The organism is Ferdinandcohnia jepli (genome assembly GCF_047246645.1).
GTDB lineage: Bacteria > Bacillota > Bacilli > Bacillales > Bacillaceae_L > Ferdinandcohnia.
The window spans coordinates 133709-157243 of the sequence record NZ_JBFOKR010000005.1 but is presented as its reverse complement, the minus strand read 5'-3'; the positions used below and the strand labels follow the sequence as shown (position 1 = coordinate 157243).

23 protein-coding genes and 1 other RNA gene are annotated in these 23535 nt (G+C 37.9%); 10 read left to right on the top strand and 14 right to left on the bottom strand.

Annotated elements, in window-relative coordinates; translation table 11 throughout:
- Positions 1–121 precede the first annotated feature (121 nt).
- From glpK to AB3M96_RS06915, 8 genes are all read right to left on the bottom strand, one after another.
- Positions 122–1612 (bottom strand): glycerol kinase GlpK, encoded by a 1491-nt coding sequence (gene glpK, locus AB3M96_RS06950; protein WP_412966849.1) that lies wholly within the window; start codon positions 1610–1612, stop codon positions 122–124.
- A 60-nt stretch (positions 1613–1672) separates the two neighbouring features.
- Positions 1673–2476, bottom strand: a complete 804-nt coding sequence (locus AB3M96_RS06945; protein ID WP_412966848.1) for an MIP/aquaporin family protein — start codon at positions 2474–2476, stop codon at positions 1673–1675.
- 245 nt (positions 2477–2721) lie between these two features.
- Positions 2722–3285: a glycerol-3-phosphate responsive antiterminator gene (locus AB3M96_RS06940; RefSeq protein ID WP_412966847.1), complete on the bottom strand. Its 564-nt coding sequence runs from the start codon at positions 3283–3285 to the stop codon at positions 2722–2724.
- A gap of 18 nt (positions 3286–3303) precedes the next feature.
- A complete protein-coding gene (locus AB3M96_RS06935; protein ID WP_412966846.1) occupies positions 3304–3549 on the bottom strand; it encodes an HPr family phosphocarrier protein in 246 nt (81 codons plus the stop codon).
- 40 nt (positions 3550–3589) lie between these two features.
- A complete protein-coding gene (dhaM, locus tag AB3M96_RS06930) occupies positions 3590–3985 on the bottom strand; it encodes a dihydroxyacetone kinase phosphoryl donor subunit DhaM (RefSeq protein WP_412966845.1) in 396 nt (131 codons plus the stop codon).
- Positions 3982–4605, bottom strand: coding sequence for a dihydroxyacetone kinase subunit DhaL (dhaL, locus tag AB3M96_RS06925; protein ID WP_412966844.1), 624 nt, complete (start codon positions 4603–4605; stop codon positions 3982–3984). The genes dhaM and dhaL overlap by 4 nt, the downstream gene beginning before the upstream one ends.
- A gap of 29 nt (positions 4606–4634) precedes the next feature.
- The gene (dhaK, locus tag AB3M96_RS06920) at positions 4635–5630 is read right to left on the bottom strand and encodes a dihydroxyacetone kinase subunit DhaK (protein ID WP_412966843.1); all 996 of its coding nucleotides are present in this window, start codon (positions 5628–5630) and stop codon (positions 4635–4637) included.
- A gap of 322 nt (positions 5631–5952) precedes the next feature.
- The gene (locus AB3M96_RS06915) at positions 5953–6612 is read right to left on the bottom strand and encodes an HAD family hydrolase (protein WP_412966842.1); all 660 of its coding nucleotides are present in this window, start codon (positions 6610–6612) and stop codon (positions 5953–5955) included.
- Between the two features lie 180 nt (positions 6613–6792).
- Between AB3M96_RS06915 and AB3M96_RS06910 the strand changes: the two genes are divergently transcribed.
- The 3 genes from AB3M96_RS06910 (at position 6793) to AB3M96_RS06900 (ending at position 8869) form a co-directional block, all read left to right on the top strand.
- Positions 6793–7698 (top strand): nuclease-related domain-containing protein, encoded by a 906-nt coding sequence (locus AB3M96_RS06910; protein ID WP_412966841.1) that lies wholly within the window; start codon positions 6793–6795, stop codon positions 7696–7698.
- 239 nt (positions 7699–7937) lie between these two features.
- Positions 7938–8378, top strand: a complete 441-nt coding sequence (locus AB3M96_RS06905) for a disulfide oxidoreductase (protein ID WP_412966840.1) — start codon at positions 7938–7940, stop codon at positions 8376–8378.
- Positions 8379–8380: 2 nt separating this feature from the next.
- Positions 8381–8869 carry a thioredoxin family protein gene (locus AB3M96_RS06900; protein WP_412966839.1) on the top strand — a complete coding sequence of 163 codons (489 nt, stop codon included), beginning with the start codon at positions 8381–8383 and terminating at the stop codon, positions 8867–8869.
- Positions 8870–8947: 78 nt separating this feature from the next.
- Here the strand turns inward: AB3M96_RS06900 and AB3M96_RS06895 are convergent, their stop codons facing one another.
- The gene (locus AB3M96_RS06895; RefSeq protein WP_412966838.1) at positions 8948–9346 is read right to left on the bottom strand and encodes a DUF5365 family protein; all 399 of its coding nucleotides are present in this window, start codon (positions 9344–9346) and stop codon (positions 8948–8950) included.
- 194 nt (positions 9347–9540) lie between these two features.
- On the opposite strand from AB3M96_RS06895, the gene AB3M96_RS06890 reads away from it, so the two are divergent.
- Both AB3M96_RS06890 and AB3M96_RS06885 read left to right on the top strand, forming a co-directional pair.
- Positions 9541–10443 carry an RluA family pseudouridine synthase gene (locus tag AB3M96_RS06890; RefSeq protein ID WP_412966837.1) on the top strand — a complete coding sequence of 301 codons (903 nt, stop codon included), beginning with the start codon at positions 9541–9543 and terminating at the stop codon, positions 10441–10443.
- A 99-nt stretch (positions 10444–10542) separates the two neighbouring features.
- Complete coding sequence (locus tag AB3M96_RS06885; protein WP_412966836.1) at positions 10543–11415, top strand: sulfite exporter TauE/SafE family protein; 873 nt, start codon at positions 10543–10545, stop codon at positions 11413–11415.
- A 38-nt stretch (positions 11416–11453) separates the two neighbouring features.
- Here AB3M96_RS06885 and AB3M96_RS06880 read toward each other — a convergent pair whose 3' ends face one another.
- Positions 11454–15188: a 5'-nucleotidase C-terminal domain-containing protein gene (locus AB3M96_RS06880; RefSeq protein ID WP_412966835.1), complete on the bottom strand. Its 3735-nt coding sequence runs from the start codon at positions 15186–15188 to the stop codon at positions 11454–11456.
- 252 nt (positions 15189–15440) lie between these two features.
- Here AB3M96_RS06880 and pepV point away from each other — a divergent pair, with 252 nt between their 5' ends.
- Together pepV and AB3M96_RS06870 are read left to right on the top strand one after the other, a co-directional pair.
- A complete protein-coding gene (gene pepV, locus AB3M96_RS06875; RefSeq protein ID WP_412966834.1) occupies positions 15441–16844 on the top strand; it encodes a dipeptidase PepV in 1404 nt (467 codons plus the stop codon).
- A gap of 129 nt (positions 16845–16973) precedes the next feature.
- Positions 16974–17069, top strand: coding sequence for a YjcZ family sporulation protein (locus tag AB3M96_RS06870; RefSeq protein ID WP_412966833.1), 96 nt, complete (start codon positions 16974–16976; stop codon positions 17067–17069).
- 64 nt (positions 17070–17133) lie between these two features.
- On the opposite strand, the gene AB3M96_RS06865 is transcribed toward AB3M96_RS06870, so the two are convergent.
- Entirely contained in the window at positions 17134–18090 is a 957-nt protein-coding gene (locus tag AB3M96_RS06865) for an alpha/beta hydrolase (protein ID WP_412966832.1), read from the bottom strand.
- Between the two features lie 136 nt (positions 18091–18226).
- On the opposite strand from AB3M96_RS06865, the gene ssrS reads away from it, so the two are divergent.
- A non-coding RNA gene (gene ssrS, locus AB3M96_RS06860) (6S RNA) lies at positions 18227–18409 on the top strand.
- 158 nt (positions 18410–18567) lie between these two features.
- Positions 18568–19020, top strand: a complete 453-nt coding sequence (locus tag AB3M96_RS06855; RefSeq protein ID WP_412966831.1) for an OsmC family protein — start codon at positions 18568–18570, stop codon at positions 19018–19020.
- Between the two features lie 32 nt (positions 19021–19052).
- On the opposite strand, the gene AB3M96_RS06850 is transcribed toward AB3M96_RS06855, so the two are convergent.
- Entirely contained in the window at positions 19053–19934 is an 882-nt protein-coding gene (locus tag AB3M96_RS06850; RefSeq protein WP_412966830.1) for a LysR family transcriptional regulator, read from the bottom strand.
- Between the two features lie 117 nt (positions 19935–20051).
- On the opposite strand from AB3M96_RS06850, the gene AB3M96_RS06845 reads away from it, so the two are divergent.
- Positions 20052–21149 carry a citrate/2-methylcitrate synthase gene (locus tag AB3M96_RS06845; protein ID WP_412966829.1) on the top strand — a complete coding sequence of 366 codons (1098 nt, stop codon included), beginning with the start codon at positions 20052–20054 and terminating at the stop codon, positions 21147–21149.
- Between the two features lie 177 nt (positions 21150–21326).
- On the opposite strand, the gene AB3M96_RS06840 is transcribed toward AB3M96_RS06845, so the two are convergent.
- Both AB3M96_RS06840 and AB3M96_RS06835 read right to left on the bottom strand, forming a co-directional pair.
- Entirely contained in the window at positions 21327–22244 is a 918-nt protein-coding gene (locus AB3M96_RS06840; protein ID WP_412966828.1) for a ketopantoate reductase family protein, read from the bottom strand.
- A gap of 101 nt (positions 22245–22345) precedes the next feature.
- Positions 22346–23263: a VanW family protein gene (locus tag AB3M96_RS06835; RefSeq protein WP_412966827.1), complete on the bottom strand. Its 918-nt coding sequence runs from the start codon at positions 23261–23263 to the stop codon at positions 22346–22348.
- Positions 23264–23535: the final 272 nt, after the last annotated feature.

Here is a 23535-nt window from a genome sequence, read left to right as displayed (position 1 = left end):
CTCCCCTTTAGATAGAAAAAAGAGACCACAAAACCATTATAATCGTCGTCGATTACAATGTCCTGTGGTCTCTCCGTATCTCCTACCGAAATATTAACTTACTTTTATGTTAACACACATTTTATTTAAATGCCATAGTTGCATTTACTGCCTTTTTCCAACCGCTGTAAAGCTCTTCACGTTGCTCCTCTGACATAGTTGGTTCAAATGAACGGTCGATATTCCACTGAGTTGAGATTTCAGACTGATCCTTCCAATAGCCAACTGCTAATCCTGCCAAGTAAGCTGCCCCTAATGCAGTTGTTTCATTTACAACTGGACGCTCAACAGGTACTCCTAAAATTCCGCTTTGGAAATCCATTAAGAAGTTATTTTTAACAGCACCACCATCAACACGTAGTGTTTTTAAAGAAATTCCAGAATCAGCTTCCATCGCAGTTAACACATCTTTTGTTTGATATGCCAAAGACTCAAGTGTTGCACGGACGAAGTGTTCTTTTGAAGTACCACGAGTGATACCAAATACTGCACCTCTAACATCACTATCCCAATACGGAGCACCAAGCCCTACGAAAGCAGGTACTACGTACACCCCATCAGTTGACTCAACCTTCGCCGCGTAGCCTTCGCTATCTTTTGCATCCTTAAACATGCGTAGACCATCTCGCAGCCATTGAACGGCAGAGCCAGCAACGAAGATACTTCCTTCTAATGCATACTCTACTTTTCCGTCTAAGCCCCAGGCAATTGTTGTTAATAGCCCATGGTCAGATGGAACAGCTTTTTCTCCAGTATTCATTAGCATAAAGCAGCCTGTTCCATAAGTATTTTTCACCATACCTTCTTCATAGCACGCTTGCCCGAATAATGCTGCTTGCTGATCTCCTGCAACACCGGCAATTGGTACTTCTTGACCAAAGAAGTGATAAGGAGTTGTGGAAGCATACACTTCAGATGATGGTCGAACATCCGGAAGCATTGACTTTGGAACTGTCAGATGCTCTAGTAACTCGTCATCCCACTGTAGATCATAGATATTGTACATCAATGTTCTAGAAGCATTAGAATAATCTGTCACGTGAGCTTTACCGCCTGAAAGCTTCCAAATTAACCATGTATCAATTGTTCCGAATAATAATTGGCCATTTTCTGCTTTTTCTCGTGCACCTTCAACATTGTCTAAAATCCATTTTACTTTGGTACCTGAGAAATACGCATCAATTAGCAAACCTGTTTTTGCTCGGAATGTATCATTTAGGCCCTTTGCTTTTAAATCTTCACAAATACCAGCTGTTTGACGGGACTGCCAAACGATCGCATTATAGACTGGCTTACCTGTTTCCTTATCCCAAACTACTGCAGTTTCACGCTGATTTGTAATCCCGATTCCGGCGATTTGCTCAGCTTTCACCTGAGATTCAGATAGTACAGATGCCATAACTGATAAAATAGAGCCCCAAATTTCATTTGCATTATGTTCTACCCAGCCTGGCTTTGGAAAGATTTGAGTGAATTCTTTCTGTGCAACGTGAACAATTTCCCCTTTTTGATTAAACAGAATTGCACGAGAACTCGTAGTTCCTTGGTCTAACGCTAAAATGAATTTTTCCATTTATGTTGCCCCCTTATATTTCAACTAATTTTACCTAGCACATAAATTCTTTACTTATGATTAAAACACGCTTGCTTGTTTTTTGCTACCAACATACCCAATAATTAGTACAACAACCAATGCAGCAAGTACATACCAGAATGCACTTAGTATAACTCCTTCAAAAACAGCCTTATAAAATACGCCTCCAAACGATCCCCCTACTAGCGGTCCAATAACTGGAATCCATGAATATCCCCAGTTTGAGCTACCCTTACCTGGAATAGGAAGTAAGAAGTGCGCAATTCTTGGTCCTAAATCACGAGCTGGATTGATAGCATACCCAGTAGTTCCCCCTAGCGACATACCGATTACGACAATTAATAGACCGACAATTAACGGATTTAAGCCTTCTGTAAATTCATTCGCTCCGATTGCAAGAATCCCCATTACCAATACAAACGTCCCTACCATCTCTGAGATAAGGTTTGAAAAGTTGTGAGGAATCGCTGGATCAGTTGAAAATACTGCTAGTTTTGCTCCTTGATCCTTTGTTGCTTTCCAATGTGGTAGATAATGAGCAAATACAATTGCCGCCCCAATAATAGCACCAATCATTTGTGCTGCGATGTACGCTGGAACATCAGCCCAAGCGAAATCACCAGTGAACGCCAAGCCAAATGTTACCGCAGGGTTTAAATGTGCTCCACTAAACTGTCCTACAGCATATACTGCCATTGCCACCGCAAGACCCCACGCAAATGTAATGACTACCCAGCCACCTGCATTTGATTTTGTCTTGTCTAATACAACACCTGCAACTACACCACACCCGAGGATAATGAGGATCATCGTACCAATAAGTTCACCCATAAAAGCTGTCATAGATTAATTCCCTCCCATGTAAGCGTTTTTATTTTTCGTTAATAAAAGAGACGGGTTGATTTTAGTGCGGTAATGAAACCTTGTTACACTATCAAAATAGGTAAAAGTAAAAAGATGGCTATACTTTTTTCCGCAAAAAAGACCACGACAAATGAACCTACACTAAGGTGTTTATCGTGGACTCCGTATCTCCGTCACTTTTATTAACTTACTATATTCATATGATGCTAGAACTCATTACATGTCTAACTTTTAATTATTTTTTCACACCATAATTCTACATTTGATGTTGTAACAGCTGAAGCTCCAGCTTTTAACGCATTTTCAATATCTTTTTCAGATGATATAAATCCTCCCGCTAATATTGGAATATTCGTTTTGTTGCTAGTTTCCTGAATTAGGGAAGGGACGATCCCAGGTAACACCTCAACAAAATCTGGTAACGTCTTTTTTAAAAGAATAATGTTTTTCTCAAATGCATGTGAGTCTAGTAGAAACATGCGCTGAATCGCGTAAATCTTCTTTTGCTTCGCTCTTTGAATGACGTTCCCCCTTGTTGAAATGATTCCATAAGGCTTTACTTCTTGGCTTAAATAGTCAACTGCATATTCATCACTTTTCAAGCCTTGAACAAGGTCAACATGCAAAAGCAGTTTCTTCTGATGAGCCGATGCAAGCTGAAATACATTCTTTAGCTGTGCAACATGCAGTTCTAATAAAACCCCATACTCCAAAGGACCTTCAAGGAATCTTTCAAATGCTTTCATATTACGAATTGCTGGGATAACCTTCTGCTTTCGGAAGCTCATTGTCTCCCCCTCTTTACACTATATGAAACTCTCAAGCCAGCTTACTACTTCCTGTTCGTCCTCACCATTTACCTTGAAAGTCAATTTCTGCCCCTCTTTAATTCCAGCGCTCATCAAACCTAGGATGCTTTTGGCATTATAGCTTCTATTATTTATATTAATTTCTACATCACTAGTATACCGACTTAAATTTTTTACTAACTCAGCCGCCGGTCTTGCATGAAGGCCATCTTTAAGAGTTACTGTTATCTCTTTTTCAATCATACTATCACTCTACTTTCCTACAGTACTGTATGTACTGGTATTATCGAGTAAGCTTATTTAAAGCTCTGACTCCCTCTGCAGCCTGCACGACTTCCAACAAAGAACTTCCACACCCGGATTCAACGACTGCTACATATGAGCCCTCTACTATAGGTGCATCCACTAGTTTCATATTTTCGTTATTTCCTAGCATTTCTATTGCCATTTCCGCATTTAGTAGGGCACTTCCTAAATCAAAAAATAGAACAACACCTTTTTCCGAATTTACAAGTTCAATTGCCTCTTTGATAGCAAACGGATCAGTACCAATTCCTCCATCCTCTGTTCCGCCTGAAATGGCAATTGGAACGTCAGGCTGAATTTGGTTGAGCAGTGCTTGTAGTCCTTTTACTAACTCGACACTATGCGAAATCAACACAATTCCTACATAACTCATGAAGCACTCACTTCTTTACAAACCTTCGCTAACTCCTCAAAAAAGTAATACGAAGAAACTGAGCCTGGATCTAAATGGCCAACAGAACGCTTACCTAAGTATGCGGCACGCCCTTTTTTAGCCTCTAATTCCTTTGTCCCTTCCATACTTGTTTTCGCAAGGGAAACGAGAGCATCCCAATCTTCGCTTTCTTTTTGCAGGTATCCTACAACCGGCTCCCAGACATCGATCATTGTTTTGTCTCCTATATTCGCTTTTCCTCTCATTTTGAGTCCTTCTAATGAGGCAGCTAAGGCAGTAGAAAGATCAGCATAAGTTAACTCTTCCTTCCCTTTCACTTCTGCTGAGGCTTTTAAAAAGACTGTTCCGTATAGAGGCCCGGAGGCTCCGCCTACTTTTGAAAGCAGAGTCATTCCAATGTCTTTAAATAAACTCCCTACATCTTCATAGTTAATAATCGTGATTTTGTACACAACCTCTTGAAAACCTCTAGCAATGTTTAAACCATGGTCACCATCACCAATTGCTTGGTCCAACTCTGTTAAATATGTCTTTTGTTCCTGGAGTTTTTGACTAAGCGCCTGCATCCATTGCTTTACGTGTTCTACACCTAGTTTCATTACATTCCCCTCTCAATCCTTGTTTCACTTTACCTTTTAAATGCAACTGTTTGCGCTTCAGCATTCAATAATTCAGTTAACTGGTCATCCAACTTCAATACTGTAATTGAACAACCTGCCATCTCTAAAGAAGTCATATATTCACCTACAAACGTTTCATAGACATTAATTTCTCTTTCCTTTAAGATGTCTGCTACTTTTTTATTTAAAATATAAAGCTCCATAAGCGGTGTAGCACCTAACCCATTCACCATGACAGCAACATTAGCCCCAGCTTCTAATTGTAAATCTTCTAGTACTTTCTCTAGTAGGGTTGTTGTTACTTGGTCAGCCGTTTGAATTTCTCCCCGTTCAATACCAGGTTCACCATGAATCCCCATACCAATTTCCATTTCTGTCTCACCAATTGTGAAGCCTGGTTTCCCAGCCTCAGGAATTGTACACGGTGTTAACGCCATTCCCATCGAGCGAACGTTTTCAATTACCTTATTCGCAATTGCCTCAACCTCTTCAAGAGAAGCACCCGTTTCCGCCAATGCACCTGCAATTTTGTGAACAAACACAGTACCAGCAATACCGCGTCTACCTGTTGTATACGTTGAATTCTCAACAGCTACGTCATCATTAACAACAACCTTCGCCACCTTGATGCCGTCCGCCTCTGCCAGCTCAGCCGCCATTTCAAAATTTAAAACATCACCTGTGTAATTTTTAATGATTAATAGAACTCCCTTGCCACCATCTACTGCTTTAATTGCCTCATACACCTGATCTGGCGTTGGTGATGTAAAAACCTCACCCGCTACTGCACCATCAAGCATCCCTGTACCAACAAACCCACCATGTGATGGCTCATGACCACTTCCACCACCACTTACCAATCCTACCTTCCCCTGAATAGGAGACTCTGCGCGAACAATAACAGACGTATTCGGAACAAGCTTCACCTGCTTCGGATGGGCCAACACAAACCCCTCCAACATCTCGCGCACAACTTCCTCTGGCTGATTAATCAACTTCTTCATACACATCCTCCTCAATTTATGTCCTTGTACAGTTTATTTAGTAAAAAAGCAGTAGAGAACAACAAAACAGAAAAAACTTTGGTTGTATGGGAGAATTTGTGTGGTGTCAATTTGTGGTGTCAGGCACCTTAGAAATACAGTTGTCTTTTTGGGGTGTCAGGCACCACAGAAATACATTCGTCCACCTCAGGAGGACAGTAGATTAATTTTCGTGTGGGATAACGGGGTTTTGGCTTGTGGCGCCTGGCAATCGTTATCATGGGGTAACCTAAATTTCCATAAATTAAAACACCACTTCCAAAGGAAGTGGTGCAGTAACTTCTTATTTCTTTTCTAATTTCTCAATGAGTAATTTTAGTTCAATTTCAGCCATTGATTCTAGTCGGTCGTCGACTTCACAGAACTCTAAATCTTTTGTGACCGCATTAGGGACAATGACACAATACATGCCTGCTCGCTTCGCTGCAAGAGCACCATTTGCAGAGTCTTCAAATACTAGACATTCTTCTGGTGAAACGCCTAGGCATTTTGCTGCTTCTATGTAAAGAGTTGGATCGGGTTTTACAATTTCAACATCATCAGAGGTACGAATGCATTCAAAATACTCAAACAGACCAAGTGTCTTCAAATGAGTCGAAACCCATTGATAGGTTGAGCTTGAAGCAAGCCCTACCTTCAGCCCTATTTCTTTTGCAGCCTTTAAATATGCCTCAACTCCAGGTAAAGGACCTTCACACTTTGTTCTTTCCTCAAATCTTTGTTTTCTAAGTTTAGCTAGTTCCTCTTGATTAAGCTTTTTTCCAATCTGTTCTTCTAAATATAACAATGGATTAAAACCAGCTTGCGTTCCAATTACTTTCCCCCAAACTGACAGAGGAAGTTCTGTCCCATGTTCTTGAAAAATTTCATTTAACACGTTATATTCATGGGTTTCAGTATCAAAAATCAGTCCATCAAAATCAAAAATTACTGCTTTTATCATGATAACAACTCCTACCTACGGGATTTCTATCTCTATTATAAAGGTATGTAGAATAAAGTCCATTTTTCACAAATGCTAATACACGTTATAAGTTAACAGAATATTCACATTCAAAGTCAGGTACCATCATTATTTTCTGTATAATTAGCTTGATGTCTTAATATTAAAAGGATGTGAAATATGCTTCATAAGGTTCGTACAAAATCAAATGAACTACTAATTTTAGAATCTTTAAACTTGAGGATGAGTTTATCAGAAAAAGAGAAACAGCACTATCTCAATTTAAAAAAGGGATACGAAGGGGAGGTTTTATTTGACTCATTTACAGAAAAACTTACTAATAAGTGCATTGTATTAAATGATCTACTCCTCAAATACAACAACACTTTGTTCCAGATTGATTCAGTTATCATCCACTCAAATAATCTACTTTTCTATGAGGTGAAAAATTTAGATGGAGATTACTTTTTCGAAGCGGACAAACTTTACAAGAGTCCCAAAACGGAAATTATTAATCCATTGCTTCAATTAAATAAAAGCGAAACGCTATTACGACAATTACTAAAGCAACTTGGATTTAACTTTGCTGTCAAAGCTTCGATTGTGTTTATCAACCCCGAATTTACTTTATACCAAACTCCTCTAAATAAACCATTTATCTTTCCAACACAATTAAAACGCCACATAAATGACTTGGATGAGTTACCTTATAACATCACTAATCAACATCATAAACTAGCTGAAAAGCTGATATCCATACATTTGGATGAATCACCATATAACTCATTGCCATCTTATAAATACGACCAAATTAAAAAGGGAATTACCTGTTCTATGTGTGGTTCGTTTTCGGTTGAAGCTGAGAGGTATTCTTGTACTTGTCTGGAGTGTGGTCAAAAAGAAAGGAATGAACTTGTAGTATTAAGAAATGTAAAAGAAATTAAACTCCTTTTCCCTACAAAAAGTCTAACTACAAAGGTAGTTCAAGACTGGAGTAATAATTTAATAACAACAAAAGTCATAAGAAATACTCTAGAGAAAAACTATAAAAAAGCTGGTATTCATCAATGGACTTATTACATATAAAATATTCATAAGTGTGTTTTTTTCTTCATGAGGGCTTTCATCACTCTATGAGTGACCTCACTATGTCTTTATTCTTTATAAGGGCTTTCATCACCTCTATGAGTGACCAACTCCTACCTTCGGTACCCTATCTGGCTCTATAAATTCGTGAATAATCTATGACGAAAGCTTTTCTAATTTACATCAAGTATATTTGATACTATAATTTGAGATATATACTTATGGAATGAGGTAAAGTTGTGGATTCTAAAACAAACGAAAAGGCACTTGAATCATATTTATTTATAGCATTCGCTGCAGCGTTGATTTCTACATTAGGAAGCCTTTATTTTTCAGAGATAAAAAAATATATTCCTTGCGAATTATGCTGGTACCAACGTATTTTCATGTACCCACTCGTTATTATTTTACTAATAGGAATTATAAAGAAAAACTACACAATTGCTCTTTATACATTTGTTCTTTCACTAATAGGCGGGTCAATTTCGGTTTACCACTATCTCATTCAAAAAGTGTCCTTCTTAGGTGAGCATTCCATGTCTTGTGGAGTTGTTCCTTGTACAAGTCAATATATTAACTGGTTTGGGTTTGTAACAATCCCTTTCTTAGCACTGACCGGTTTTACGATTATTGCAATCACAAGCTTCTTAACTCTAAAAAAAATGAAAGAAGGTAAATAAACTTGAAAAAATTAATAATATTCACAGTAATTATTGTTGGTTTATTTGGAGCTCTTGCATTTATAACTACTTCACAGAATAAGCAAAAGGTAGAGGGTAACCCATACGGCAAAGATAATCTTGAACAGGCTACAATTGATCAACTTGATGATGAGAATTACGGAAATCAAATCTTACCTGAAGAACTTGAAGAAAAACTAAACAATGGTGAATCAGTAACTGTTTACTTTTACAGCCCTACCTGTGAATGGTGTAAAAAAACAACTCCTGAGATTGTACCTATGACAGACGAAATCGGCCTTGATCTTAAGAAATACAATTTACTTGAGTTCGAAGATGGCTGGAACACTTATGGCATACAATCAACACCAACTTTAGTTCATTTCGAAAATGGTGAAGAGGTATCACGTTTAGTTGGGTACCAAGAAGATCCGGATAGCTTTAAAAAATGGTTTGAAGCTGCGCTAGCTTCATCTGAGTCAGAAAAATAATATACGACCCTTACTAAAAAATCCCTACTCATTGTGAGCAGGGATTTTTCATTTTTAAAGGTCACCAACCTTTATGTATTAAGCTAAGTATTGATTTGCGGGCTTGGAGTACTTACTAAGTACTTCGTGATTTACACTTTGGAACTCATTAATTGTAAATGGAAAAGAATAGCCATAATCATTTAATGTCTGTGCATTCTTTAAAAAGATTTCTTCGTGGCTATCCTCGAAACCCTCATACTTAACAGTTTCTAATACCGCAATAATGGCTTGCAAGCTAGAAATTACCTTAAAAGCTTTGTCTAATGTTCTGTTATAGTAGACGTCTTCCTCTTTAGGTGCTAATACATTTAGTTTTTCGAGTTTTACAATGTAGTCATCTTCAAAATAAATAGGAAAGATTGAAGAATACATGTAATTGATTAGCTCCTCGATATGATGTTCCTGCTCAGGAGTTGATGCTACTACGATTCTCAATGTTAAACCCACCTTATATCTCCATATTGTTAATTAACACTAGGATAACATAGGCTACACAGCTTGTGGTAAGGTAAGTCTTTCCTGATTAGCCACTTCTCTCTTTCTTTTCCATATCCCTTTCGATATACTGAAGAAAATTAGCAATGTCTACTGCCAATTATAATTTTACATGGTAAATGAAGGTGATTTTTTTGGAAATAACTAAAATTGGTGAATGGCTCGAGATACTAATTCCCCAAGACTGGGATGGATTATCAATTGAATCTATTCTTAAAGATAGTTGGGGCATCCCAAAACAAATGCTGCATCAATTTCGAATGGATAAAAGTGTAAAGCTTAATGGAGAAGTCACTCTGTTTAATACTATTGTTAGGAAAAACAATAGGCTTTTGCTTCATCTATTTACCGAAGAAGAGTATGGAGTAGAACCGGAATATACGGAAAACATACATATCTTATACGAGGATGACCATATACTTATAGTTAATAAACCTGCTGGAATGGATACTCATCCTAATGAAAAAGGCCAATTAGGAACTTTGGCAAATGTTATTGCTTATCATTTTCAACTAAATGGCGTTCAAACTAAGGTCCGCCATATTCATAGACTAGATCGTGATACAACAGGAGCTGTTTTGTTTGCAAAGCATAAGCTTGCTTCTGCTATTTTAGATCGCCGTTTAGAAAATAGAGAAATTAAGCGTACTTATCTGGCTCTGGTTCATGGAATTGTGAAACAGAAAAAAGGTGTGATTGACAAAGCAATCGGTCGTGATCGCCATCATCCTACAAGAAGAAGAGTTTCACCGACTGGTCAAAGAGCAATTACTACGTTCAAACTACTAAAAACCATACCTAATAAAGAAGCATCCCTTATAGAGTTAGAGCTTCAAACAGGTAGAACTCATCAAATTCGTGTCCATATGAGCGATATGGGGTATCCACTTCTTGGTGATACATTATATGGCGGTAAACCAGTTATTCACCGTCAGGCTTTACATGCTGCTAAAATAAGGCTGCGGCATCCAATTACGAATGACATCATTGAATGTGAGGCACCCTTTTTAGATACCCCATCTATTTTCGAGGTATAAACAACCATTTGTAAAAAATTCAGGACCTGTACACATACAAGACCTTGTTTCTTTTTATATACTTATCATATTGAGAATGTTAACGAAAGGAGACCATCTTTGCAGGATTTAATGATTTATCTCATATTAGGACTATGTATTGGAGTGATGTCCGGCTTCTTTGGAATTGGCGGTGGATTTATTTTAACCCCCACCCTCATCTTAATGGGCTTTTCTCCTGTCATAGCAATCGCAACAAGTCTCTTATATACAGTTGCTACCTCCCTGTCGGGTGTTGTTGCACATCTACGGTTAGGGAACATTAAGTGGGAAACGTCAGTTGTTTTAGGTATTAGTGGTATCGTTACGACACAGCTTGCATATCCATTTGTTCTCTTTTTAGAGCGTTATCAACTTGAAGATACCGTTATTCCAATCATGTATTTGGCGTTGATTCTTTATTTTTCAATATCAATTCTTATGACAAAGTCTCAAACACAGGTAACCGCAAAGCACTCCAAGAATACCTATCTTAAAATTGTCTTCATTGGCGCATTTGCCGGATTTATCTCGACGGCATTAGGCGTAGGCGGTGGATTCATTATTGTTCCGTTATTAATGAGTGTCCTGGCTTTTCAACCTAAATATGCGGTTGGTACAAGCTTGCTCGGGGTCTTAATGATCGTTATAGCTGGATTTGCCTCTTACGCATCATCAATTCAGCTTGATTATTGGGTCATCGGATGTTTAATTATTGGAGCTTTAGTTGGTGGGCAACTAGGAGCGAGGGTTACCAATGTTTACGAAGATACACAGGTACGTTACTTCCTTGCTGGTTTGTATATCGCAACTGGAATAAGCTTAGGTTTAAAGCTACTTCACCATGAGATGATTGGGTTATTAATTTTATTCACATATTGTATATATATGCTTGTCCATTTTGTACTTCACTCGATGAAAAGGCTACGCCTGAAGGAAAAGGAAGCAGGATAAAAAACAACATCCCCTACTTAAGAGGATGTTGTTTTCGTTTAGTTAATTGTTTGGTGTTTAACGATGTAATCTAACATAAAGATGATATCGTTTTTGCCTTCAATTTCTAGATGCTTCTCATCAAGTTTGCTAACTTTTTCGCTTAGTTTTACTAGTTGTGTATAGCCTTTTGCTTCATTTTTATCGAATGCTTTCTCTGAATTACGAATCTGAACAACAAGTGAGTTTTTAATACCCTTATTGCCGTCTGCTGCATGAACTAGCTCTATTGTGTTTTCAAGATTAGCTGCAATAACATCAACCACAAGTGATTTTGCTGCTTCCACATTCCCTTGGTTATCTACTGCTCTGAAAAGCAGAGTATGAGTACCTTCACCGGAAATTGTAATGCCTTCACCATATTGAGTCCATGTAATTCCTTGATCTAAACTATATTCTATATATTGAACTCCTGATTCCTCATCAGTTGCATTCAACTCGACTTCGATTTTTTCTACATACTGACTAGTTGAAAGATCTGCTTCTGGTACAATTGCTGTTGTTACAGGTGTAACTGTGTCAGCCACAACTGTTACCTCAGAAATACGGCCTTCAGCCTCATAAGCAATCGGACCATCATAGCCTCTGACAAAGTCAACCGTTGCCTGTAAATCGTCTGGACCTTGAACTGGATTTTCACCAAGCTCTAGTAATCGATATTTATCACTGCTATGTGGATACATATAGTTGTTTACTGTAACAGTGTATGTTCCATTTGAATCAATTTTTGAACCATCTTTTAAGAAAATGTCGACTACCTCTCCCCATTCTCCAAGTGAAGGGTCCCATGTATAACTGAAACCACCTACACTCACATCAGGGCCATAGCTGCTAAATTGCGTATTTAGTACTTGTTTAAGCTCATCGCCGGTAATTTCAAGTTTAACTAATGTATTACCAAAAGGTTGGATATTAAAAAGCTCATTCCAGGTGATGTCACCAACATTAAGGTCATCACGGATTCCTCCGCCATTCATTAATGCAAAGTCACTATTCATTGCGGCAATCATTCCGTCAGCAATCAGGTTACCAAGTGCATTATCACCAATTTCACCTTTTGTTGCATAGCCACCTGTCATATCAAAAGCAGCTACACCAATAACTTCATTAAGTTTTGGACCAACTTCTTCAAGATACTTGTTTAAAAGCCCCTCAACCTCTGGGTCTGGAGTTACGCCTTCTTGGACAACATCTACAATTTCAGCTGACTTTTTGACAATGTCACCAGTTGCACGATCAATTTCTAGGTCAACATCGGCAAACGCCTTACCATATTCCCATGCTTGAACGATTAGTTTATTATCAACAACAGCATTTACCTTCACATGATTGTGAGCTGCAAAAATAACATCAACTGCATCGTTTACTTCCGTTGCAATCCTTGCAATATCACCTGAAGCAGTTTCCCCAGATTGATTTCCAGGTACATGCGCTAAAACTACAATTGCCTCTACTCCTTCAGCCTGTAGTTCAGGAACAAATTTATTTATTGCTTCTACTTCATCAGTAAATTCTACGTTCTCATTGCCTTTTGCAATAATCATATTTGGTGTGTCTACAGTAGCTACACCAATAAATCCAATTTTTTCACCATCTACTTGTAAGATTGTATACGGATCAAGAACTAATTCGTTTGTATCCTTATATTCTACATTGGCTGCTACCATTGGAAAGTCAATACCATCATAATTAGGAGTCCCATTTTCATGCTCTCCACCATTGATTAAGCGAAGCATTTCAGCTACACCTTCATCAAATTCATGGTTTCCTACAGTTCCAACATCAAATCCGATTGATTCCATCATCTCTACTGTTGGCTCATCCTGTAAAAGTGCTGAAACTGGCGAACTTCCACCAACCATATCTCCAGAATGAACAATTAATGTGTTAGGATTAGTAGCTTCTCGCTCACGCAAGTTTGAAGCTAAATAATCCATTCTTCCGTAATTCACACCATCCACATTGCCAGTTACATCAATTTTCCCGTGTAAATCATTTACACCTAGTAATTGCACTTGTAGATTATCATTTTCTGCACCATTAACTGGTACATATCCATTTTCTTCAGCTTCTTGTGCACTTGCAAAGAAAATTCGTTTTTCAACTGGTACATCTTCAAAGTCCTCAGGAAGTACATATTCCTTAGTATCCGAATTACCTACATAACGTAGTAATCCTTTGCCTTGCTCTCTTGCACGGAATTCAAATGGCAATTCAAGAAGTGGATCCTCATGATTCCAAATTCCTTTTCCTGCATCCTTAGCTTCTTTTACAGTAGCTTGGAACAGATTGTAATCCGCTTCATCTCCAATTGGCCATAAGAAATAGGTAGAAGCATAACCTTGTTGTACCATATCAAGATTTGTATTTAGGTTATCAGATTTACGAATAACCTGTGCTAATAAACGTCCATAATCATCAGTTGCCTCTTCTCCAACTTTTAAAAGAACTGCATCGCCAGGTTTAAGGATTTCATTAAGGTGTGCTTTTGCAGCATTACCATGATCTAACTGATTTTGATCCAGTTCACCTTCAGGTTTATGATAGGTTTCTGGTGTATCGATATTTACGTAACGAACTTTTGTTGTTCCCAGAACAGGAGTTGATAAATGAATGGTGTCGCCATCTACCACACTAGCAACAGTAGATTCATATACTCCTGCTGGTGATGGAGCTTCAGGTTGTTCTGCTGCGACTTGAAGATCTGTTTGTTTTCTTGGAATAAGCTGATAAGAATCATATTGGCTTAAAATAGCCGTAACATCATACCATTTACCTTCCTCTAGTTGGCTAACATCCAATGATCCTTCCATTACACGAAGAGTTGTCGTATTTAAGTCAGCATCAACAAACGAAATATTATATCCGCCACCTGCTGGTGAGCCTGGAATATCTTTAACAAATCCATTTACATGGACTAATGATCCTTCTAAATGTTCTGCTATACTAGCATCCTGCATTTGTGAGATTGTTAGAGTAGTAGGTTTTGGTAGTGCTTGCCCCACTTCAAGAATCTCAATACTGTCAGGCTCAATTTCTGTTAGCCCTCGATATGCTGTTATGTTTCCTTGAATTTTTACAAGGTCGCCTTCATCTAAATTCTCAAATTGAGAAGCGTCAAATGCAAAAACGTTAATACCTGCTGTTTCATCTTGTATGTAAGTTGATAGTTTGCCACCGCCAATAGCTGTATTGTCAGCTGTAACAACTCCCTCTACCTGAACAGTTTCCCCTCTTTTGGACTTTGCCTCAGTAATTGAAATTGTTTCTAGGGGTACATCAGGGTCTGGTTCGGAATTACCGTCTACTAGTTCAAATGAAGTTGGGCTTTTTAGTCCAGGAACAGTAAAGTACGCTTCTAAACTACCTGTTACATGAATCTTCTTACCCACTAAGTCCGGATTTTCTAATAATGCAAACTCTCCCCTAAAATTACTTGTAACTTGAACAGGCATAATCTTACTTGGGTCTCGTTCAGTTGGAGAGTCAGCAATTGCAATGTTATGGTCATTTGCAAAAGGCGCCTCAAAATCATAACTATTCGTTGATTTCGTATGCCCTACCACATACCCCTCAACAGTAGCACTCCCACTGTTGTTAGCAATCGCTTCGCTTACAGTGATTACATTTTCTTCTGCTTGTGCAGTCGAAGTAAACATTGTTGAAAAGTTTGATAGAATTAAAGTAAAAATTGCTAGAAAACTTATAAACGTTCGAGCAGTTCGTTTTTTCATCTTGATCCTCCTACAACAAATTGTTTTACACTCTATTAATGATACAGACCCCATGTTTAGACAATATTAAAATAGTGTAAAACTATAAAACAGTTATTTATCACTATAGGTTATTATGGCTGCTCTATTACTTAAGGTACATACAAAGTCTGACCTTTAGGTCATTTGCCACAGTTAGTTCTTCGTTCCGAAATATTGATAAAATTGGTATGATTATGATAGCAATATAATTTAACAAAATGGGGTGTTAACTTGAATTTTTACAATGAGGTCCTAAAACGAAAAGATGATTTACTAAATGATCTTCAAACGATTCTTCGAATTGATAGTGTAAAGGATCTTCAAACCAAAACAGACAATAGGCCAATGGGAAATAAAATTGGAGAAGCACTAGAAACGATGCTTTCGATTTCAGAAAAGGCTGGCTTAGAAACGACCAACATAGAGGGAATGGTTGGGTATGCCGAGTATAGTCCTTCAAAAGCAGATGAGTATATAGGAGTTCTCTGTCATTTAGATGTTGTTCCAGCAACTGGTGATTGGACAACGCCGCCATTTGAGCCTGCTATCCGAGATGGAAAGCTTTTTGCTCGCGGTGCAATTGATGACAAAGGTCCAACTTTGGCAGCATTTTACGGGTTAAAAGTTGTAAAAGAATTGGGTCTTCCACTTAAACACAATATCCGTATTATATTTGGAACGGATGAAGAAAGTGGTATGAGCTGTATGAAGAAATATACAGAGGTAGAAAAAATGCCATTGGCAGGATTTGCGCCAGACGCCGTTTTTCCAATCATTCATGCCGAAAAGGGGCAAATTAATGTGAAACTGGAACAAAAAGACGGACAGTCGGAGACTCAAGGAGATTGTAACCTCCTTTCGTTCATTGCAGGAGAAAAAGGAAATATGGTTCCTGATCAAGCTGAAGCAGTTATTGAAGGAGACCATGACTCTATCGTTTCGAAATTTATCCAATACTGCAAAGAAAAAGGTTTGGAATATACATATTCAAACGAGGATCGAAAAACGATACTCTTATTGAATGGCGTCTCTGCGCACGGAATGGAGCCTGAAAAAGGACTAAATGCTGGATTTGAATTAGCTTTTTTCCTTCAGGAGCTTTCTTTCAGCGAACATGCTAATCAATACATTCAATTTATTACAAAAGCCTTATACAACCAACATAAGGGTGAAGGTTTAGGAATTGTTTTTACTGATGAAATAACTGGTCCTTTAACCGTAAATGCTGGTATTTTCAAGTTTAATCCAGAACTTTCAGAAGTGCATCTTAATATTCGCTGTCCTGTGTTAACAAACTATAATGAAACCATTGAAACATTAACAAATACAGTAGAAACATACGGCTTTACAGTTGCTTCACTCGCATCAAAGGAACCTCACCATGTACCTAAGGATTCTCCAATGATTAGGGCTCTTCAGGAGGTTTATTTCCTTGAAACCCACGAGGAACCTACTCTATTATCAACAGGTGGTGCAACCTATGCACGTTTTATGGAAAACGGAGTTGCATTTGGAGCTTTGTTCCCAGGAAAAGTGATGACTGCTCATCAAAAAGATGAATATATTGAAATTGAGGATTTGCTGAAGGCAACTGCTATCTATGCACATGCTATATATAAATTAGGAAATATATAAATATAAAAGAGGTATTTCATGTGCATACCATGTGAAATACCTCTTTTTCTGTAACTCCATATTTGTCCATTTCATAAAACAAGTTATCGCATATTTTATAGTACCCCATGTAAAAAGGAGGTGCTACTTATGGGTTATGATGGAGGAAACAACAACAACAGCTTTGCGCTAATCGTAGTACTATTTATCCTACTAGTTATCGTTGGCGCGTTCTATATGTATTAATCTCTGTGTGTGTATGCTGAATCCACAAGTATCCACCCCTAACACCTCTTTGAAGCATTCTTCTTTATGAAGAATGCTTCTTTTCACTTTTAACCAGTCTGGTATTCAGCCAGTCGATGATATCACGATAGACTTCTTCCTTATTAATTTCATTTAATATTTCATGTCTACCTTCTTTGTATAACTTTACAGAAACATCCTTTATACCGAGCTTTTTATATACTTCACTCGCTTGAAGGACACCCTTTGAAAAATTACCAACGGGGTCTTTATCACCAGATAGTAAAAAGATCGGTAAATCTAGTGGAACTTTCTTATTTTCCTCATCGTTATAAATGGTAGAGATACCTGTTAAAAGGTCGTAATAAAATCCCGCCGTGAAAATCCCTCCACAAAGTGGATCCTCGATGTATTTGTCAACTTCTTTTTCATCTCTTGTAAGCCAATCAAATTCAGTTCGAGCTGACTTAAAGCTTTTGTTATAACTTCCAAATGTCAGTTTATTCATTAATGGACTTTGTGTTTGCCCGCCTTTTCGTTTCATTTCCCGTTTAGCAATTGCCATCCCAATTTTACCGATAAATCCAGGATTTCCCCCTGTACCTGATAGGAGCACCCCTGCAATCTGATTTCCGTAAAGCTGTATATATCTTCTTGTTAAGAAAGAGCCCATACTATGGCCTAATAAAAAAATCGGAATAGCTGGATGCTCTTTTTTAATAAGTGCTGTTAATTGATGCATATCTTCAACGACTCTATCAAACCCGTTCTCATCCGCAAAATATCCGATACTATTTGTTTCTTTTCCTGTTTTTCCATGCCCACGATGGTCATTTCCGTAAACAATATACCCCGCGTTTACTAAATTAGTAGCAAATAAATCATAACGTGCGATATGCTCAGCCATTCCATGCGCAATTTGAATAATACCCTTTGGATTCGTGTTGCCAATATCTATCCATTTTTTACAAAAAACAATGATGTCATCACTAGTTGTAAATGTAAAATCAATACTTTCCATGATCTCCACCTACCTTTACACCTATTATATGATGAATTGAAAGTAATAGGAATTACTTTCATTCCTCTACCAACCAAACTTGGAAATAACCAACTATTTTTATCTAGGTTTGTTTTTGTTACTATAGAGACATCAACAAATGCTGTAATGTTTGTTTCCTACTATTGTTTCAACCGAATACTAGATTTTAGGGAGTTCAAGAGATTTTGCAGCAACATCAGGCCATCTCGAATATGGAAGATGACGCTGCCTATGCGAACACCCACCTGTGAGAGTGCAGGTTGTGAAACAATATGGGGACGGCAATTGTGGCATTCCCTTTGTAATCTAGGCTGGTTCCGGTTTCCGGATCCAGCTTTTTGCGTTTCCTCCATTCTAGGAGGTCAATTTTTTTGTACCGTTTCAAACAGATACCTTTCGTGTTAGACGTCTATACGATTATAATTAAAAGTAGGAATTCAGAAAACTATGAAAGGAATGAAAACAATGACAGCTGCTTTTACTGTAAAAGGTACATGGACTGGAAATCGAAATGGAGAAGGTACCATTTCAACAAACGGTTTACAAACTGTCGTTTCTGCTCCGAAGGAATTAGACGGACCGGGGAACGGAACAAATCCTGAGGAATTACTGATATCTTCAGCTACAACCTGCTATATGATTACATTAGCTGCGGTTTTATCAAATAGAGAAATAGAATACATAAGGCTTGATGTTACATCAGAAGGTACTGTTCGAAAAGATGGTAAACGTTTGGTATTTGAAAAAATCACACATAAACCAGTGATTTCAGTTACGCAAGCCGACAAGGAACTTGTTGAAAAACTAGAGCAACTTGCGCATCGTGCTGAAAGAGCCTGCTTTATTTCACAAACTTTAAAAGGAAATGTTGAAGTTATTGTTGAACCATCCGTAAAAGTTATAGGATAAGTTTAGACCCCCTTTTTGTATAAGGGGGTCTTTTATGCAAGCGAATAATAGTCTTGAAGATATTTTTGGAATAAGCCTGTTTCCTCAGACGGATTGTTTGTAACAACATATGTTGCTGCAATCGGTAGCTCAAATCCGTCCGTATCAACCTCAAGAACTCTTCCTTCCAGTATTTCTCTTGTAACAGTTGAGTGTGGCAAAAAAGAAATGCCAAGACCCTCTTCTATGAACCGTTTTGTCACATTAACTTGAGATACTACCATTGAACGTACCCTTGGAAACCTTTGTTTTATGTATAGTAGCAATTCATCCCAATATACTGGGTGATTGTGTGAGAATACCATATGTTCATGAATTATTTTTTCAAAATCGATTGGTAACGCAGTTTCCGCATCTCCCCCATCATGAGGTACAATAAGTCGAACAGGGTCATCATATAATTTAAAGCTACTAACTCCAGTATCATGACTCATTCTCGATAGCCCTAGGTCTGCCTTTCCTGCTCTAACGGTTTCCCCGATAATTGCTGATTCGACTACATTAATTGCGATCTCAATGGTTGGGTGCTTCTTCATAAAAATTCGAATTAGATTCGGTAAAATCGAAGCTGCAATTAGTGGAGAAACAGCCAATGTAATTTTCTGATCGTATCCTTGCCGCCATGCCTCAATATCCCCTATTCCTGTCTCAAAACTCTCTAATATATTACGGGCATATGGATAAAACCGTTTTCCAGCTGTAGTAAGAAAGATATTTCGGCCTCTTTTTTCAAACAGACTTGCTCCGACAACGTTTTCTAATTGTTTAATATGGACAGTTACGGTTGGTTGTGCAATATATAGCTTTTCAGCAGTTTCGTGGAAGTTTTCAGTTGAAGCTGCCGTAATAAATGTTTTTAACCATTTGATATCCAAAAAAAACCTCCTTTTTGATTATATTTCATAATCAATTTATCAGTTATTATTTATTATTCATAATCAAATGAATGTTGTAAAGTAATAGTAAAGAAATAGTTTTAGGAGGGGATTTACATGGCAAAGGTTACAGGATTAGAAGGAATTATTGCGGCAGAAACCGAAATCAGTTTAGTTGATGGAGAAAACGGATACCTCGTTTATAGAGGACAATGGGCAAAGGAACTTGCCCTTCATTTTACATTCGAAGAAAGTGCATATCTATTATTATATGGCAAACTTCCATCGGAAAGTGAACTTCTTATGTTCACAAATGAGTTGAAGCAACACCGCAATATTCCTACACATGTCCGTGACATAATTGGCCTTATACCGAAGAACACAGAAATGATGAGTGTACTACGGACAGCTATCTCGGCTTTAGATGATGGTTCTTTTGCCTGGAAACCAACTATTGAACAGGCTATTAAAATAATTGCAGTTTTGCCTACCATCATTGCGTATCGATTCCATTCAGATAACTTAACTTCATTTGTAGAGCCAAACAACCAACTAACACATGTAGCCAATTACTTTTATATGTTGCAAGGCGCTTATCCAACAGAAGCTCAAGAGCGAGCACTTACTGCTTATTTTATATTAACGCTTGAACATGGTATGAACGCTTCGACGTTTTCAGCAAGAACCGTATTATCCACTGAAACTGATATACTTTCTGCAATATCAGGTGCAATAGGAGCAATGAAAGGCCCGCTTCATGGTGGTGCACCTACTGAAGTTATTCATATGCTAAATGATATCGGGACGATTAAACGTGCAGAAGCTTGGTTGCGGGATAAGTTAGAGAACAGAGAAAAAATTATGGGCTTTGGCCACCGTATATATAAAACACATGATCCACGTGCTGTAGCTTTAAAGGAGATTTCTCAAACTCTATCTGGACAGGATCCATGGTTAGATTTAGCATTACATGTTGAGGAAACAACAATACGTTTGTTAGAGGAATTTAAACCCGGGAGACGGCTTTATACGAATGTTGAATTTTATGCTGCGGCTGTCTTAAGAGCAGTAAATATGCCTGCTGAACTATTTACTCCAACGTTTACAGCAAGTCGAGTAGTTGGTTGGTTAGCACATATACTAGAGCAAGCTGAGCATAATCGAATTTTTAGACCTCAATCGAAGTATGTTGGTGAGATGCCGGCTCGTTATTGAGCTGGCTTTTTTGGTTTTCTGATTAACGGCCGTTTTTTTAGATTAATAGCTGTATTGTGTAGTACCGGCCGTATTTCTCGATTAATAGCTGTATTATCTAATTAACGGCCGTGTTTCTATTTTAACGACCGTATATCAAAAGAGGTAGTGCACTTTCGCACTACCTCCAACTACAAATTATACATTCTTCGCTTCATACACCTTTAAATTCGAATAAATCACCTCAAGTAAAGGTGTTTCGATATTGTGTTCTTGAGCTATTTTATATAAGTATCCTTGAAGTTGATCCGCTTCAACCTGAATGCCTTTTTCCATATCGCGCTGCATTGATGATTTCATTTCATATGTCATTTGGTTAATTGTTTCGAGATGTTTTTCTTCAATGTCATCAGCTATCGGTGCATTAATCGCACGCATAACTGAACCAATCTCTTTATAGAGGTTTAAGATCAACTTTTGACCGTTGGCTTCTTCGCGTATCGGGCCAATTGGTGACCGCATTAAAGTTGTTATTCCTGATAAACCAGTAATAAACATGTATTTATGCCACATATCACGAATGATATTATCACTTAATTGGAAATTAGTTTTTGTACCAGAAAGAGTCTCTTCTAATTGTAGGATACGCTCCGTTTTCTCACCTGATAATTCTCCAAAAACCGCCATATGCCTAGGACTGGTTTGTAGAATCGTTCCTTTCGGATCAAGTGTGGTCTCAATAAAGCATAGTCCACCAATTACATTTTTTGAGTTGAATTTAGATCTTAGTACCTCAAGATGACCAAATCCATTTAACAACGGGTAAATCATCGTGTTCTCATTCACATAAGGCTCAATGCTATGTAAGGCCGCTTCTAAATGATACTGCTTCGTTGAAAGAATGATTACATCAAAAGGTCCCGCCTCATCCCCTGATTGTATGGTTTTAGGAGTCAGGTTCATATCTCCATGAACACTCTCAATTTGAAGTCCATTCTCTTGTAATTGCTTTTGTCTGTTTGCTCTTACTAAAAATGTAACATCTTCCCCCTTTTCAAGAAGACGCCCGCCAAAATAACCGCCAACTGCTCCCGCACCTACGACAAGTATTCTCAAATTCTCACAACCCCTTTTCTACTATTCTGACTTATTTATATTATACATAGAGGCCATAGAAAAAAGCCAGCAGTGCTGGCTTTTACAGTCTAGGAATCTCTTTAATTCGAAACATAATTTGCAGCTGAACGGATTTGAACTTCAATAGTTCCGCCCTGTACAATCGTTTTAATTACAATTGGGTACGGTCTGTTATTAGCAAATTTGAAATCTTTATATGGGTAAGCAACTGTTGCATCTTGGCCATAAGGAACATAACCAACTGGCTCTGAATGGTGGTGAAGTTCCAGAATCTCAAGTCCCGCTTTTGCTACTGCATTATACAGTGTACTCGAAGTTTGACATACACCCCCACCATATCCAGGAACAAATTCATGATTTACGATTACTGTTGCAAGACGGTAGCCATTCGCCTTTGAGGCATTCCCTACAACCGTGTTAAAATAAAAACGATCACCGGGTCCAAGAACAATCTCGTTAATCTCTGCTGCCGATTTCTTAATATTGAAGACCCTGCCTTCAACACTAGGATCAAAATAGGTTGTAAAGCTTCCTAATTCGACTTCGTCAATACCGGCAACTGCTTCCTTAGTAACATTTGGTGATACCTCTTCTATCGGCAACACGACTTGTGTATTATACACAGATTTATTTAACAGTTGCTCAACTAATACAGATTCTTTTAAAATCATTCTGCTCTGGCCTTCAACTAGTTCACCATTACTAAGTTTTGCAGGTATCATTGGCCTGTCAATCGTTGCTGCCAGTTCAGTAGCCAATTGACTTGCTTTCAATTTCAGTTCTTCCTCATTTTCAAATTGTGTTGGGTTGATTACTTCAATGACCTTGTTATCTCGTGGATCGACTACTGCAATTTCATGTACAAAGTCTTGACTACGCTCTTCTAAACTTGTAGGCGTGACCTCATGTAAATTCACGGTCACTTGTTTCTTTTCACCTATGCTACAACCACCAATGAATAAAACTCCCAGCAAAAAGGTTAAAGTTGTTTTCTTCATGCCTCTCTCTCCCATTTAAAAATTACTTAGCCGAACTTTCCCCATTTTTTACATTTTTAGGTCCTAGGTAACAAACCGCCCCAAATTAGTGGACAAATGTAACAAATATTAAAAAATAATTACAGAAAAGCCTACATAGGAATCTTATTTTTTTAAAAAGAATATATTCCTACTTACTGTAAAAATTTAACTGTTTGTCTTCTCATGTATAGTGTAATGTATGTTGAAAGAGAATTTTGTAGAAATTAGGCAGAATATTTAAAAAATATATG